This is a genomic window from Enterobacter sp. Taxon_8 (assembly GCF_058354585.1).
The window spans coordinates 2054150-2068251 of the sequence record NZ_CM177989.1 but is presented as its reverse complement, the minus strand read 5'-3'; the positions used below and the strand labels follow the sequence as shown (position 1 = coordinate 2068251).

The window sequence follows — 14102 nt, the reverse complement described above, 5'->3', positions numbered from 1 at the left end:
CAGGAAACGCCTATGTCGCAACCTTGTTTTGATGCGTTGAATGTAATTAAAACACCCGTGTGGCTCGTTTCACCCGTGTCGGAAAAGATCATTTTTGCGAATGTGGCAGCAAGGCAGCTCATGGGGGATAAAACCCTCGAGGACCTGCGCAAAGGGATCTATTCAGCCAGGGCGCAACCCCTCCTGACGATGTATGTACCTGAACTGAAAACAGAGCAGGAGATCGTCGAAATCTGGACGGCTAGCCGGGATGGACAGGACACGCCGTTAAGCTGTCGGCTCTCGCTCGCCCACTACGCTCCCTGGGGAGATGTGATTGTTTTCGAAGGCATCTCCCAACAAATGTTCTCAGGATTGAAGGCAAGCCGTTCCGCCACCTATCGACGGAAAAAACAGGGTTTCTATGCGCGCTTTTTTCTGACCAACAGCGCCCCGATGCTGTTAATCGATCCGGCCCGCGACGGGCAAATCGTCGATGCAAATCTGGCCGCACTCAATTTTTATGGTTACTCACATGATGACATGTGCAGTAAGCATACCTGGGAAATCAATACGCTGGGGCGAGATGTGATGCCCATTATGACTGCGATTGCAGCGCTGCCCGGTGGTCATAAGCCGCTCAATTTTATTCACCGCCTTGCCGATGGAACCACCCGCCACGTTCAGACGTATGCCGGGCCCATTGAGATTTACGGCGACAAGCTGATGCTGTGCATCATCCACGATATCACCGAGCAAAAAAGGCTGGAGCAGGAGCTGGAACATGCCGCGTTACGTGACTCCATGACGGGACTACTCAACCGGCGCCAGTTCTACGCAATTACCGATCAAAGCAACCGGAATAAACTTCCTGCGCAGCAGCAATTTAGCCTGCTGCTGGTGGATACCGACCATTTCAAAAACATTAATGACCTGTTCGGTCATCTGAAAGGCGATGAGGTTCTAATCGCCCTTTCCCGAACGCTGGAAGCCTGTAGTCGGGAGGGCGACATGGTGTTCCGCTGGGGTGGCGAAGAGTTCGTTATCCTGCTGCCGCGTACCTCTCTCGATACCGCCCTGCAGATTGCCGAGTTAATCCGTGCAGCCGTTGCACGCATCACGATTCCGGGCTTGCCGCGGTTTACCGTCAGCATTGGGGTGGCGCGGCACAATCAGGGAGAGAGTATTGACGAGCTGTTTAAGCGTGTGGACGATGCCCTGTATCGCGCTAAAAATGACGGACGCAATAAAGTCCTTGCTGCATGAAACTGGAGTATCCGGAAAAGCCCCGCTACAATGCCCACCTCGAATCAATTAGCTTCAGGTGGGTAAAAGCAGCAATGGGAAAAACTGAAATAATACTCACCTTTATTATTTTGCTCCTTATTATATTTGGCTTCTGGTTTATTTTTAGCGGTGAGATCTGGTATCTCGTAGAATTCCTTGAAAATAGCCTTTACCCGACCTTCGACGCACTGTAACGCACGTTTAATCGCTTGTTTCACCTACCGAATATGTCAGGTATCTGCTTGTCTTACTGCCGCGTAAAATATACGGCGTTATCATCCAACAACGTTGATAACGAATCATTTATTCATTTGCTTATGTTGCCCGTGCTCTGACGGGCTTTTTTATTTCCGGCAATTCAGCCATGCCAGGCTATATCTTAATCATCTTTATTGAAAAAGGTGAGGAATGATGAGCAAGAAGATCCTGATGCTGGTTGGCGATTACGCCGAAGATTACGAAACCATGGTGCCTTTTCAGGCTTTGCAGATGATTGGCCATCAGGTTGATGCGGTCTGCCCCGACAAACCGAAAGGCGACTACATCATGACGGCAATCCATGATTTTGACGGTGCCCAGACCTACAGCGAAAAACCCGGTCACCGCTTTACCCTCAACGCCGATTTTTCAACCGTAAAGGAGCAGGATTACGACGCGCTGCTCATCCCCGGCGGGAGAGCCCCCGAGTATCTGCGGCTAAATGAGGACGTGTTAAAGCTGGTACAGGCATTTGACGCCGCGCGTAAGCCGATTGCTGCGGTGTGCCACGGCCCGCAGCTGCTTGCTGCCGCGGGCATTCTGAAAGGACGAACCTGTAGCGCCTACCCGGCCTGCGCACCTGAAGTACGTCTCGCGGGTGGACACTACGCCACTATCGGCATCGATCAGGCCCATGTAGACGGCAACCTGGTGACGGCTCCCGCCTGGCCTGCGCATCCGCAGTGGCTGGCGAAGTTTAGTGAGTTGTTAGAATAGCCCACCTCTGCTCCCGCCAGCTCCGCATGGGCGGGAGCGATATCTCAGACAAAGCCAAAAAAATAGTATGTATGGAGCACTGGTTAGCAGGGAATTATTTACTCATTCTGGCGACGCCATTGCGCTTCTCTCTCTCGCTCCTTTCTTCGAGCTTCTTCTTTTTTACGATACAGCGGTGGATAATAAATATTTCCCCAGTCCCATTTGCCGAACCAGACATTCATCAGGGCGCTAAATACAATGATAAGGACGATATAAAATATAACAAAACCCTCATCACCACCCAGATTAAAAAGATCGCTGGCTAAGGAATGCTGAGCGTGACTGAACCAGTGCGGATGGTAATCAAGTATCATAAAAAACAGGATACCAAAAAGTAAATCGCCAACTTTGAATCTTTCAGTGAATTTACTGCGCCAGGCGGAATCATGTTTTTCATAGTAATTAAGTAAAAACTGATTGTTCTCTTCCAGTGCTAAATCAAGGACTTCTCTTGAGGGTACCTTACCCGGGTATCTCTCGTAATCGCTCTGCGGGCGAAGAATATCCGGAAAGATGCTGCTGTATATGATCTCATTCAGCACTTGCCTGAAGAGACTGGCGACAAAGGGCATGAGGGTTGTGGCTATCAGCCCCAGAGCCGCCAGCGCGACGCAGAAGAAACCAAGGTGTTCGGTCCAGCTAATGGCCTGTATGGGCCAGGTCAAAATCCCCTGTCCGCTGTAAGCCAGCAGCGCCAGATCGGCGAAAAGGACAATATAAATAAAGCGTATAATCCACTGCCATTCCCAGATTTTATCCATAATGCCTAAGCCTGCCGGAAAAGAGGGTTTATCTTTCTTTTCTTCCGTCATAATTTATCCCTGCGATTATATGTAAAACAGACATCTTTTCTGGAATAAAGAAACTGGCGCTAAATGCGCCAGTTCTTAATGTACTCTCATTAACGACAGTTACCACATAATCCGGGCTCGTCAGTGCTTCTCAATATACATGGTCCGGCTATACGCCACGTCTTCCGGGTTATTAATCGGATATCCTTTCACCCAGGGCTTAATCAGGCGACCGTTGGTGTACTGATAAATTGGCGCGATAGGTGCTTTCTCCATAAGGATTTTCTCCGCCATGTTGTAGTCCGTATTACGCGCTTTCGCCGTGGTTTCCAGCGTCGCCTGGTGAATAATTTTATCGTAGGCCGGATCGTTATAACGCGAGATATTGCCGCTGTGGGTTGAGGTCAGCAGGGACAGGAAGGTCGAAGGCTCGTTGTAATCACCTACCCATGACGCGCGGATCACATCAAAATTGCCGGTGTTGCGGCTGTCGATATAGGTTTTCCACTCCTGGTTTTGCAGTTTGACATCCACACCAAGATTTTTCTTCCACATGGACGCCACCGCAATGGCGATCTTCTGGTGGTTTTCCGACGTGTTGTACAGCAGGTTCAGCTTCAGCGGACGCTGAGGACCGTAGCCTGCGGCCTGGAGCAAGGTTTTCGCCTGAGCGTTCAGCTCCTGCTGCGACATCTGCTCGAACGGTGAAGGGTCAGGGGTGAAACCCGCCGTCACGTCAGGGGTGAAATGCCAGGCCGGCTTCTCGCCGGTACCTAACACCTTCTCTGCCATAATGCGGCGATCGATAGTCATACTCAGCGCAAGACGCACCCGGGCATCGGCCGTCGGGCCCTTTTGCGTGTTAAACGCATAGTAATAGGTCCCGAGCTGGGGCGGCGTATAAACCTGTCCCGGAATGTCCTTCAGGAGCTTCTGATACATGTTTTTCGGGAACGATTCGGTGATATCGATATCCCCTGCCAGATAGCGCTTAGTGGCGGACGATTCCTGATTAATCGGAATAAAGGTCACTTTTTGCAGGACGGTTTTCGCGTTGTCCCAGTAGTGCGTATTCGGAACGACAACCAGTTTTTCATTCACCACGCGGTCGTTCAGGACGTAGGCGCCGTTACCTACCAGAGCGCCCGGACGCGTCCACTCCTTACCGCTTTCAACGTTCGCTTTTTGCACCGGATAGAAGGCGAAGTTCGCCGTCAGGTTGCTAAACCACGGGAGCGGTTTGTCCAGCTGGACGCGTAAGGTTCTGGCATCCACCGCCGTCACTCCCAGGGTAGCTGGCGCCGCTTTGCCATCAATAATGGCCTGCGCGTTGTTGATGCCTGCCAGCGCCGCAAACCAGGCAAACGGAGACGTGGTTTTCGGGTCAACCAGACGCTGCCAGCTGTAGACAAAATCCTGCGCGGTGACGGGCGTACCGTCAGACCATTTCGCGTTATCGCGCAGGGTAAACGTCCAGATACGGTTATCGTTGCTCTGCCAGCGCGTCGCCACGCCCGGGGTCAGCTCCCCTTTCTCGTTCTGATTCACCAGCCCTTCGAAAAGATCGCGAATCACCTGAATCTCGGGTAATCCCACCGCTTTTGCCGGATCGAGCGAAGCCGGCTCGTCTTTAATATGCCTGACCAGCTCCTGTTTTTGCGCCAGTACCGTGCCCTGGGGCACATCAGCAGCGTACGAGAGTGTAGAGAGTCCGCACAGGTACAGTGCAGCGCAAAGACGCGAAACAGGATGCTTCATAAGATCCCCTTTAATGAATTCAGGTAACAAGCAGATGCGTAATTATTTGTTTCGAAACAGAGAAATGCAAATACCTTACGCCTGAATAGTGATTTGAGGCAATTCTCAAGCGTTACGGAAACTATTTGATTAACAGCGGGTTTTGCACAACACTGCCAGTAGAGACTTCTTTATCAGGATTTCGTATGGCAATCACCCGACCACGAGCGGAGCGCGGGGCCTTTCCGCCGGGCGCTGAGCAATATGGCCGCTCATTTTTAGGCGCATCGCTGATCTGGTTCCCGGCGCCCGATGCCGATCGCAACAGCGGTTTGATCATTGCCGGCACGCACGGAGATGAGAACTCGTCCATCGTCACGCTTTCCTGCGCGCTGCGGACGCTGACGCCTTCATTGCGACGTCACCACGTGATTCTTGCCGTCAATCCGGACGGCTGTCAGCTGGGATTACGGGCGAATGCGAGGGGCGTTGACCTGAACCGTAATTTCCCGGCGGCAAACTGGCGCGCCGGCGAAACGGTTTATCGCTGGAACAGTTCCGCCGAGGAGCGGGACGTGGTGCTGCTGACGGGAGACAAGCCCGGCTCCGAGCCGGAAACGCAGGCGCTGTGCCAGCTTATCCATAAGATCCACCCCGCCTGGGTTGTCTCCTTCCACGATCCGCTGGCCTGCATTGAAGATCCGCGTCATTCCGACCTGGGCGCGTGGCTGGCGCAGGCTTTCGCCCTGCCGCTTGTCACCAGCGTGGGCTATGAAACACCCGGATCGTTCGGTAGCTGGTGCGCCGATTTGAGCCTGCCCTGCATCACCGCTGAATTCCCGCCGATTTCCTCCGACGAAGCCAGCGAAAAATACTTAAACGCGATGATGGAGCTTCTGCGCTGGCAGCCTCAGAGATGAAGCACGCCGCTGGTAAAATTAAGCGCCGGTGAAACGTCAACCGCCAGCCACGTCGGGCCGTCCAGATCGGCGAAACGGACCTGATTGACCAGCGGCAGCGCCGCGCCGATCGCCCGTGATGTGCAGAGCATGCATCCCAGCATCAGGGAAAAGCCCTGCGCCTGCGCTTCCGCCGCCAGGGCCAGCGCCTCTGTCAGCCCGCCGGTCTTGTCGAGCTTGATATTGACCATCTCATAGCAGCCCTTAAGCGCGCTCAAATTCTCGCGGGTATGACAGCTTTCATCCGCACAGACGGGCAGCGGATGGATAAAATTCTTCAGCGCCGCATCATCCTTCGCTGGCAGAGGCTGCTCCAGCATCGCCACGCCCAGGTCAGCCAGCAGCTGGCATCGGGCGGCAAGCCCCTCGGGATGCCACGACTCGTTGGCGTCAACAATCAGCGTGGCCGAGGGAACCGCCGAGCGAATGGCAACCATCCGCTCGCTGATCAGGCGATCGTCGAGCTTCACTTTTAACAGCGTGGCCCCGGCGTCATAGAGCGCTTTTGCGCTGGCGGCCATCTGCTCCGGCTCACCAATCACGACCGTTTGCGCCGTCACGATGGACTCCGGCAGCGATTCACCCAGCAAGGACGTCAGCGATTGCTGCTGCTTGGCGGCCTCAAGGCTCCAGAGCGCACAGTCGATGGCATTGCGCGCTGCCCCGCCGGGTAAACGCTGCTGTAACGCCTCGCGCGTGAGCCCTTTTTGCAGCTCAGGCACCAGGGTCATGATATGCGCCATCACCGACGCGACACTTTCTCCGTAGCGAGGGTAAGGCGTACATTCCCCAACGCCTTTAAACCCCTCTTCTTCGATTTCGACTACGACCACGCTGGCTTCACTTCGGCTGCCGCGGGAGATCACAAAGGGGGTATGCAATGGCCAGGCTTCTTCATAGACCTTAACGCTTCTCATCACTGACTCCTTGCGGCCCGGAAAGGCGAAAAATTTGGTTTGCCGTGTTATCCGCTGATGGCATACACTAGCCCCGACGTTAACTATATGTAAACAGGAAGATATCTATGTCACAACTCGTTCATTTCCAGGGCAACCCGGTTGCTGTTGCAGGTTCCATTCCGCAGGCTGGCAGCAAAGCGCAGGCTTTTACTCTGGTGGCTAAAGATCTGTCTGACGTCACACTGGCTCAGTTTGCGGGTAAACGCAAAGTACTGAACATTTTCCCAAGCATTGATACCGGCGTTTGTGCCGCGTCCGTGCGTAAATTCAACCAGCTGGCGACTGAAATGGACAACACCGTTGTGCTGTGCATTTCCGCTGACCTGCCGTTTGCCCAGTCCCGTTTCTGCGGTGCTGAAGGCCTGAGCAACGTTATTACCCTCTCCACCCTGCGCAGCGCAGATTTCCTCGAGAAATACGGCGTCAGCATCGCGGAAGGCCCACTGAAAGGTCTGGCAGCACGTGCCGTACTGGTTCTGGATGAAAACGACACCGTTGTCTTCAGCGAACTGGTTAACGAAATTACCACCGAGCCGGATTACACTGCCGCGCTGGACGTGCTGAAAGCATAATAAGTACTTAGCATTCTATACAACTTATTCTCAACCTCGCCGCGGCGGGGTTTTTTATTGCGCTAAAGCTGAATCGTTAAAGCATAAATGCACAAAAATCACATTAATCATGCAATAACTTAGAGAACATGTAACATAAGCGTGATCAAGAACGCATAATAATCGTTAAATTTCCCTATTTTCATCCCCAGTGAAGCACATCACATTTCCCTTTCTGCCTAAACATTAGATTTGCTTACGAAAGAAAATAATCGTTTCAGCAAAAAGGATAATATATGAAGATTAAATTCGCTTTTACGCTCCTTGCGGTACTGATTTCTGGCCATGCAGCGGCTAAAACCTGGGTGCTGACAAGCGCTGAAAGCAGCGTAGAGAAAGGAAACTGGAAGATTTCCAGTGATGAGCTGAAAGTTAAAGATCGGACGTTCAGCATTGAGCAAAAAGTCTTACACGGTGGTAAACAGGAAGGCAGCAAAGTCATCATAATTAGCAGCAAAGATGGCCTGACAATTACCCTGAGCCCGACCCGCGGGATGAACCTTCTGCATGTAGAAGGCTTTGGCACCCGACTGGGGTGGAATTCGCCCGTTAAAGAGGTTGTTAACCCGGCTTATATCAATCTTGAAAGCCGCAACGGTCTCGGCTGGCTGGATGGTTTCAACGAAATGATGGTGCGCTGTGGCTATGAGTGGACCGGGCACCCGGTCACCGCGGACGGGCAAATTTACACCCTGCACGGCAGGGCCGGTAATACCCCTGTTTCGCAGGTCGAGGTTGAAATCGCGGATGCCGCCCCGCATGAGATCCGCGTTCGCGGTTTGATCAAAGAGAGCACGTTTAAAAAATCGGATCTGCAAACCATGACCGAACTGCGCTACGTTCCCGGAACCAACCGGTTCAGCCTGCACGATGTTCTGACAAACCATGCCGATTACCCTCATGATTATCAAATCATCTATCACAGCAACTTCGGCACGCCGATCCTAGAGGAAGGCGCCCGTTTCCTTGCGCCTGCGGCGAGCGTGAGCCCGTTCAATGACTACGCCAAAGCGGGGGTTAACGACTGGCAAACCTATGCCGGGCCGACAAAAGGCTTTGATGAGATGGTCTTTAATATTAAACCGCTGGCAGACAATAACCACGAAACGCTCGCGGCGGTGGTCAATAAAGCCGGTGATAAAGGCGCGTCAATCCAGTTTGATACCCGCCAGCTGCCCGTGCTGACCTTATGGAAAAACACCGACACGCTGAAGCAGGGCTACGTCACGGGCATCGAACCGGGCACCAGCTACGCCTACCCCGTCACGATTGAACGCGAGCAGAAGCGGGTTAAGCAGCTGCAGCCCGGTGCCAGCGCGCAGTTTGATCTGACCTACACCCTGCTCCACAGCCCGCAGCAGGTGAAAGAGGTTGAAAGCAGGATTGCGTCGATTCAGGGCGAGACAAAAACAGAAATCGTTAACACGCCGATGGCGAAGGAATAAACGTAAAGTAAAAAGCCTCTTTGCAGAGGCTTTTTTGTTATTCGTCACCTTTCTTATGATTCAAACCGTACTCACGCAGCTTGTTCGCGATCGCGGTGTGCGAGACACCAAGGCGTTTTGCCAGCTTGCGGGTGCTGGGATAGCTGCGGTACAGCTGCGTCAGCACTGAGCGTTCAAAACGGCTGGTAATATCATCCAGCGAACCTTCCATCGCCTCTTCCCCTACCGATACCGTTCCGGCGTCGTAATCCGGCAACAGGATATCCTGCGGGCGCAGTTCATACCCTTCAAGCTGGGTCAGCGCGCGATAAACGGCGTTTTTGAGCTGACGAATATTGCCCGGCCAGCCGTAGCGCATGAGCACCGTGCCAAGATCGGCTGACAGCTTCGGACGCGGCACACCCTGCTCGTCGGCAAAGCGGGCGACGAACAGCTCCGTTAGCGGCATGATGTCCTGCGGACAATCGCGCAGCGGCGGAATGTTCAGCGTCAGGACGTTGAGGCGGTAATAGAGATCCTCGCGGAAGATCCCCTTTTGCACCAGTTCAACCAGGTTTTTCTGGGTGGCGCAAATGACGCGCACGTCCACATGCACTTCGTGATCCTCACCGACGCGGCGGAAGGTTCCGTCGTTCAGGAAGCGCAGCAGCTTAGCCTGCATACGTGGCGACATTTCGCCAATTTCGTCCAGCAGCACGGAGCCGCCGTTAGCCTGCTCGAAGAACCCTTTCTTACCTTCCGGCGCGTGACCAAACAGCTCGCTTTCAACGGCATCTTCCGGAATAGAGGCGCAGTTAAGTGCCAGATAAGGCTTAGCCGCGCGCGGACTCGCCAGATGCACCGCATGAGCCAGGAGGTCTTTCCCTGTGCCGGTGTCCCCGGTTATCAGCAGCGGCGCGGTCAGGCTTGCGAGCTTACGCGCCTGATCAACCACATGACGCATTTTCGGGCTGACGGCAATAATCTGGCTGAACGCGCCAACGTCCTGACTGGAGAGGTTTTGCAGCTGGCGACCCATGCGTAGCGTCGAGCGCAGCATGATCACCGCCCCGGTGAGCATGCGAGTGTTCCCTTCCCCTTTCAGATAGACCGGCGTGATCTCCATCAGGAAATTCTGCCCGTTAATCACCACATGCTCGCTAAGCGTGTTCTGCGGATTGCTGTCCAGCCAGCGCTGGAAGTTAAAGCCGGGGATCAGCTGCGCGGCGTTATGATTGCTGAGCTTCTCCTGGCTCTGCGCGAAAAGCTGGCAGCTCGCGTGGTTAACGCGCTCAACTTTGCTTTTCAAATCCAGGGAGAGGAACGGTTCAGGCATGGCCTCCAGCAGCGCGCTCAGCGCCAGGTGCTCACGTTCAGAAGGCATCCAGGGAATGGTGCGTACATCCGTAACGCCAGCGATACGGCGGATTTCCGCCATCAGGCTGCTGAATGTATTAAATTCAATTTCGGCAAAATTGAGGTAAATTCGCCCGACAGGATCGATCTCAATGCCACGTAAATCAATGCTACGTAAAACAAGAAGATCGAGTAATTCGCGGGTCAGACCGAGACGGTCTTCACAGAAGACTTCAAGACGCATGGGAAATTCACCGTTTTAAGCCAGTAACAGTAAAATGATATGTCAGAACACGGTGATCGGGAAGATGGCTGTCAACAAATATTGACAGCCAGGACGATTAGTGAACAAAACCTCATGGAGCCGGTTTTTTATTGAGCGTCTCTTTGAGCTGGCCGATCAGCTCGCGCCTGAAATCCCCCAGTCGCGGCTTATCGCCGTCAATCCAGGGTAGCGGACGGCAGACCTCCATCGCTTTAATCCCCAAACGCGCCGTCAATAATCCTGCGCCAATCCCCTGGGCGGCACGAGCAGAAAGACGCGCCGCCAGATCCTGCGACATCCAGTCCATTCCCACTTCGCGCACCAGCTCACTCGCCCCGGCAAACGCGATATTGAGCAGGACCAGCTTAAACAGCCTGAGCCGACTGTAGTAACCCAGCTCTATGCCGTAAAGGTTCGCGATACGGTTGATCAGGCGCAGATTACGCCAGGCGATGAAGGCCATATCAACCAGCGCCAGCGGGCTGACGGCAATCATCAGGGTGGATTCTGCCGCAGAACGGCTAATCTCGCGCCGCGCCTGGGCATCCAGCACCGGCTGAACCATGTGGGAGTAGAGCGTCACCACTTCCCGATCGTTCTGGGTCTCATGGATGGCGGCGTACCAGCGCTGAAGCGCCGGGTGCGACTGATCGATTCCGGCCTGGCTGGCCAGCTTTTCACAGAAGGCACGGCCTTTGCCGGTGCCGTGACTGTGGAGCAGATCCCGCGCTTCATCACGCTCGTGCGCGCGCTGGCGCAAACGCCAGAGCCGACGCCACTCGGTGGTAACCGACCCGATGCCCGCCCCCACAATCAGCGCGCCTGCGGCACATCCGCCGAGCGCGACCCAGTCCTGAGTTTGCCAGGCATTCATCGTCCACTGCACGCCCTGCCCAACCACGCTTACGCCAAACAGCGCCAGACCGGCGGTGACCATCCTGCGCCACAGGCTTCGTTTTGGACGCAGAGCGGCTTCCACAACCGCCTCTGCCGGACCTTCCTCAACGGCGGGCTCCTCTGTCAGGGCCGGGGAAAAGTTATCGGCCTGCGTGCCGCTGAACGTCTGCGCGGTTTTGAACGCCTCCTGAGGGTCGTGCTCAAGCGTTCCGGTAAAGTCTATGCGCGGTTTTAACGGTTCCGTCATCGCAATTTATCTCCAATCAAAAACTCCAGCGCCGCATCCAGACGGATGTGTGGTAAAGGCCTGTCGACACTCATTGCCTGCGGGCGGAAGGCTTCAAACTGGAAGCCCTGGTTCTGCCAGAAGGCCTGACCCGGCAGCCGCGCAGGCACTTCGCCCGGATAGACGGTAAGCGGTTCACCGTCGCTGAGCCGGTTCCCGCGTAATGCCGGTATTTTCTCGCCGTTAAGATCAATCAGCCCGCTTTGTGTCGCCTGCACGGACGCGAGCCCAAGGCAATCCATGCCGATCCCTTCGAAGGCGGCGTTTTGCCAGGCGTCCTGCACCAGCTGCTGCAGCAGCGATACCATATTGGCATGCTGGTCGACCGTGACGTGATCGGCCTTCGTGGCCGCAAAGAGCAGTTTGTCGATCACCGGTGAGAAAAGACGACGGAACAGCGTCCGCTGCCCATAGTGAAAACTTTGCATCAGCTGCGTCAGCGCCAGGCGCATATCGTTGAAGGCCTGCGGCCCGCTGTTGAGAGGCTGCAGGCAATCCACCAGCACAATCTGACGATCAAATCGCAAGAAGTGGTTTTTATAGAATCCCTTGACCACTTTTTCACAGTAGTAATTGTAACGCTCGCGCAGCATCCCGGCGTTAGTGTGCCTGTCGGCCTGCGCCAGCTTCGACTCACCCACCCCATCCACATCCGGCCAGGGGAAGAACTGAAGCGCAGGTGCGCCCGCTAAATCACCCGGCAGAACAAAGCGACCCGGCTGAATGAAGTGCAATCCTTCCTGTTTACACTGGTGCAAATACGCCGTCCAGGCGTCGGCAATGGCCGCAAGACGGTTTTCATCTGCTGGCGCAAGCGGGTCCAGTCCTTCGCAAAGCTGTCGCCATTTGGCCGACCACCCGGCGCGCTGCCCCTGCAACAAGCCCGTCATCTGGCGGGACCAGCTGATGTAATCCTGCGCCAGCATCGGCAGGTCGAGCAGCCATTCGCCGGGATAATCGACGATTTCAAGGTACAACGTGGAGGTATCCTTGAAGTGGCGCATCAGGGATTCATTCGAGCGAAAACGCAGCGCAAGACGAATTTCACTGACCCCTCGCGTCGGGGTCGGCCACGCGGGCGGATCGCCATACAGCTGCGCCAGCCCTTCGTCATAAGTAAAACGAGGAATACCAAAATCGCGCTGAGGGACGCGCTTCACGCCCAGCAGACGTTCTTCCCGCACCGCGCTGAGCAGCGGCAGACGCGCGCCGGCGTGCAGGTTCAGGAGCTGGTTTACCATCGCGGTGATAAACGCCGTCTTACCGCTGCGGCTAAGCCCCGTCACGGCCAGACGCACATGGCGGTCAACGCCACGGTTCACCAGTGAATTGATTTCGTTTTTAAGTCGCTTCATCGCCGTCCTTCGTTGCCTGGAAGCCTTGAATGCATGGCTTCAGAATACAATAAATGGGGGCAGATCGTTGATTATCAATTCTTATTTATTGCTATTGCCGTTTTCTCTCCAGTAAGATGAACGGCATTGCTGTCAGTCCGGAGTGAGTAAGGTGTATGTCACCCACCATCTATGATATCGCACGGGTTGCGGGCGTATCGAAATCAACCGTTTCCCGCGTTCTGAATAAACAAACGAATATTTCTCCCGAAGCGCGTGAAAAAGTGCTGAAGGCGATTGACGAATTAAATTATCAGCCCAACAAACTGGCCCGCGCCCTGACCTCTTCAGGCTTCGATGCCATTATGGTTATTTCGACCCGTTCAACCAAAACCACTGCCGGAAATCCTTTTTTCTCAGATGTCCTGCATGCCATTACGGCAAAAGCGGAAGAAGAAGGATTTGACGTTATTTTACAAACGTCAAAAAGCAGCGAAGACGATCTGCTGAAATGCGTGAATAAAATAAAACAGAAGATGATCAAAGGGATCATTATGCTGAGCTCACCGGCAAATGAATCCTTTTTCACCACGCTGGATGCGTATGGCGTACCGGTAGTAGTTATCGGCAAAGTCGAAGGTGAGTTTCAGAATATTTATTCCGTCGACACGGATAATTTCCATGACAGCGCCACGCTGACCGAAACCTTTATTAAAAACGGACGCCGTAAAATTGCCTGTCTGCATGCCCCGCTTGATTATCATGTTTCGATCGATCGTCTTGCGGGCTATAAAGCCAGTCTGGAAAAGCACCATATTGCCCTCAACCCGGACTGGATCAGGGATGGCGGTTATAGCCATGAGAGTGCGCTTACTGCGGCTCTGGAGCTGTTGTCTTCATCCACGCCGCCCGATGCGGTATTCGCTACCGACAGCATGAAGTTACTCAGCCTCTATCGTGCGGCGGATGAGTTGAATCTGATGATTCCAGAGCAGGTGGTGATAGCCGGATACAGTGACCCGATGCTGTCTCTCATTTTAACGCCCGCACCTGGCGGGTTTGATATCCCCACCAGAAAGCTGGGGGAAGAGAGCTGCGATCTACTTTTCAGGCGTATTGCAGGTCATCCCGCCCCGCAAAAAGTGCTGGTTGATACCCATTTTATACTGGCGGCCTCGCTGCGCTAAAACCAGGGGCAGT

The 14102-nt window shown here is 54.3% G+C and carries 13 protein-coding genes; 7 read left to right on the top strand and 6 right to left on the bottom strand.

Annotation, left to right across the window (positions count from 1 at the left end; translation table 11 throughout):
- The first annotated feature begins 12 nt into the window (after positions 1-12).
- The 3 genes from AC4IBF_RS09790 to AC4IBF_RS09780 all read left to right on the top strand — a co-directional run bounded on the left by AC4IBF_RS09790 (position 13) and on the right by AC4IBF_RS09780 (position 2241).
- Positions 13-1245, top strand: coding sequence for a sensor domain-containing diguanylate cyclase (locus tag AC4IBF_RS09790; protein ID WP_491463272.1), 1233 nt, complete (start codon positions 13-15; stop codon positions 1243-1245).
- Positions 1242-1460: an Ecr family regulatory small membrane protein gene (locus tag AC4IBF_RS09785; protein ID WP_115875326.1), complete on the top strand. Its 219-nt coding sequence runs from the start codon at positions 1242-1244 to the stop codon at positions 1458-1460. Before AC4IBF_RS09790 ends, AC4IBF_RS09785 begins: the two co-directional genes overlap by 4 nt.
- 217 nt (positions 1461-1677) lie before the next feature.
- Positions 1678-2241, top strand: coding sequence for a DJ-1/PfpI family protein (locus tag AC4IBF_RS09780; RefSeq protein ID WP_127732791.1), 564 nt, complete (start codon positions 1678-1680; stop codon positions 2239-2241).
- A 98-nt stretch (positions 2242-2339) separates the two neighbouring features.
- On the opposite strand, the gene AC4IBF_RS09775 is transcribed toward AC4IBF_RS09780, so the two are convergent.
- Both AC4IBF_RS09775 and AC4IBF_RS09770 read right to left on the bottom strand, forming a co-directional pair.
- Positions 2340-3095: a hypothetical protein gene (locus AC4IBF_RS09775; protein WP_133294543.1), complete on the bottom strand. Its 756-nt coding sequence runs from the start codon at positions 3093-3095 to the stop codon at positions 2340-2342.
- A gap of 120 nt (positions 3096-3215) precedes the next feature.
- Positions 3216-4832 carry a peptide ABC transporter substrate-binding protein gene (locus AC4IBF_RS09770; RefSeq protein ID WP_325848259.1) on the bottom strand — a complete coding sequence of 539 codons (1617 nt, stop codon included), beginning with the start codon at positions 4830-4832 and terminating at the stop codon, positions 3216-3218.
- Between the two features lie 185 nt (positions 4833-5017).
- On the opposite strand from AC4IBF_RS09770, the gene mpaA reads away from it, so the two are divergent.
- A complete protein-coding gene (mpaA, locus tag AC4IBF_RS09765; protein ID WP_214575916.1) occupies positions 5018-5731 on the top strand; it encodes a murein tripeptide amidase MpaA in 714 nt (237 codons plus the stop codon).
- On the opposite strand, the gene ycjG is transcribed toward mpaA, so the two are convergent.
- Positions 5722-6687, bottom strand: a complete 966-nt coding sequence (gene ycjG / locus AC4IBF_RS09760) for an L-Ala-D/L-Glu epimerase (protein ID WP_223537346.1) — start codon at positions 6685-6687, stop codon at positions 5722-5724. The genes mpaA and ycjG overlap by 10 nt on opposite strands.
- 107 nt (positions 6688-6794) lie before the next feature.
- On the opposite strand from ycjG, the gene tpx reads away from it, so the two are divergent.
- Both tpx and AC4IBF_RS09750 read left to right on the top strand, forming a co-directional pair.
- Entirely contained in the window at positions 6795-7301 is a 507-nt protein-coding gene (gene tpx, locus AC4IBF_RS09755; RefSeq protein WP_023335907.1) for a thiol peroxidase, read from the top strand.
- A 275-nt stretch (positions 7302-7576) separates the two neighbouring features.
- Positions 7577-8785 (top strand): aldose 1-epimerase family protein, encoded by a 1209-nt coding sequence (locus AC4IBF_RS09750; RefSeq protein WP_325849247.1) that lies wholly within the window; start codon positions 7577-7579, stop codon positions 8783-8785.
- A 37-nt stretch (positions 8786-8822) separates the two neighbouring features.
- Here AC4IBF_RS09750 and tyrR read toward each other — a convergent pair whose 3' ends face one another.
- The 3 genes from tyrR to AC4IBF_RS09735 form a co-directional block, all read right to left on the bottom strand.
- Positions 8823-10364 (bottom strand): transcriptional regulator TyrR, encoded by a 1542-nt coding sequence (gene tyrR / locus AC4IBF_RS09745; protein ID WP_133294547.1) that lies wholly within the window; start codon positions 10362-10364, stop codon positions 8823-8825.
- Positions 10365-10476: 112 nt separating this feature from the next.
- Positions 10477-11529, bottom strand: coding sequence for a YcjF family protein (locus tag AC4IBF_RS09740; RefSeq protein ID WP_136194958.1), 1053 nt, complete (start codon positions 11527-11529; stop codon positions 10477-10479).
- Complete coding sequence (locus AC4IBF_RS09735; protein WP_252093067.1) at positions 11526-12923, bottom strand: YcjX family GTP-binding protein; 1398 nt, start codon at positions 12921-12923, stop codon at positions 11526-11528. The genes AC4IBF_RS09740 and AC4IBF_RS09735 overlap by 4 nt, the downstream gene beginning before the upstream one ends.
- Before the next feature lie 155 nt (positions 12924-13078).
- Between AC4IBF_RS09735 and AC4IBF_RS09730 the strand changes: the two genes are divergently transcribed.
- The gene (locus AC4IBF_RS09730) at positions 13079-14089 is read left to right on the top strand and encodes a LacI family DNA-binding transcriptional regulator (RefSeq protein ID WP_252093068.1); all 1011 of its coding nucleotides are present in this window, start codon (positions 13079-13081) and stop codon (positions 14087-14089) included.
- Positions 14090-14102 lie beyond the last annotated feature (13 nt).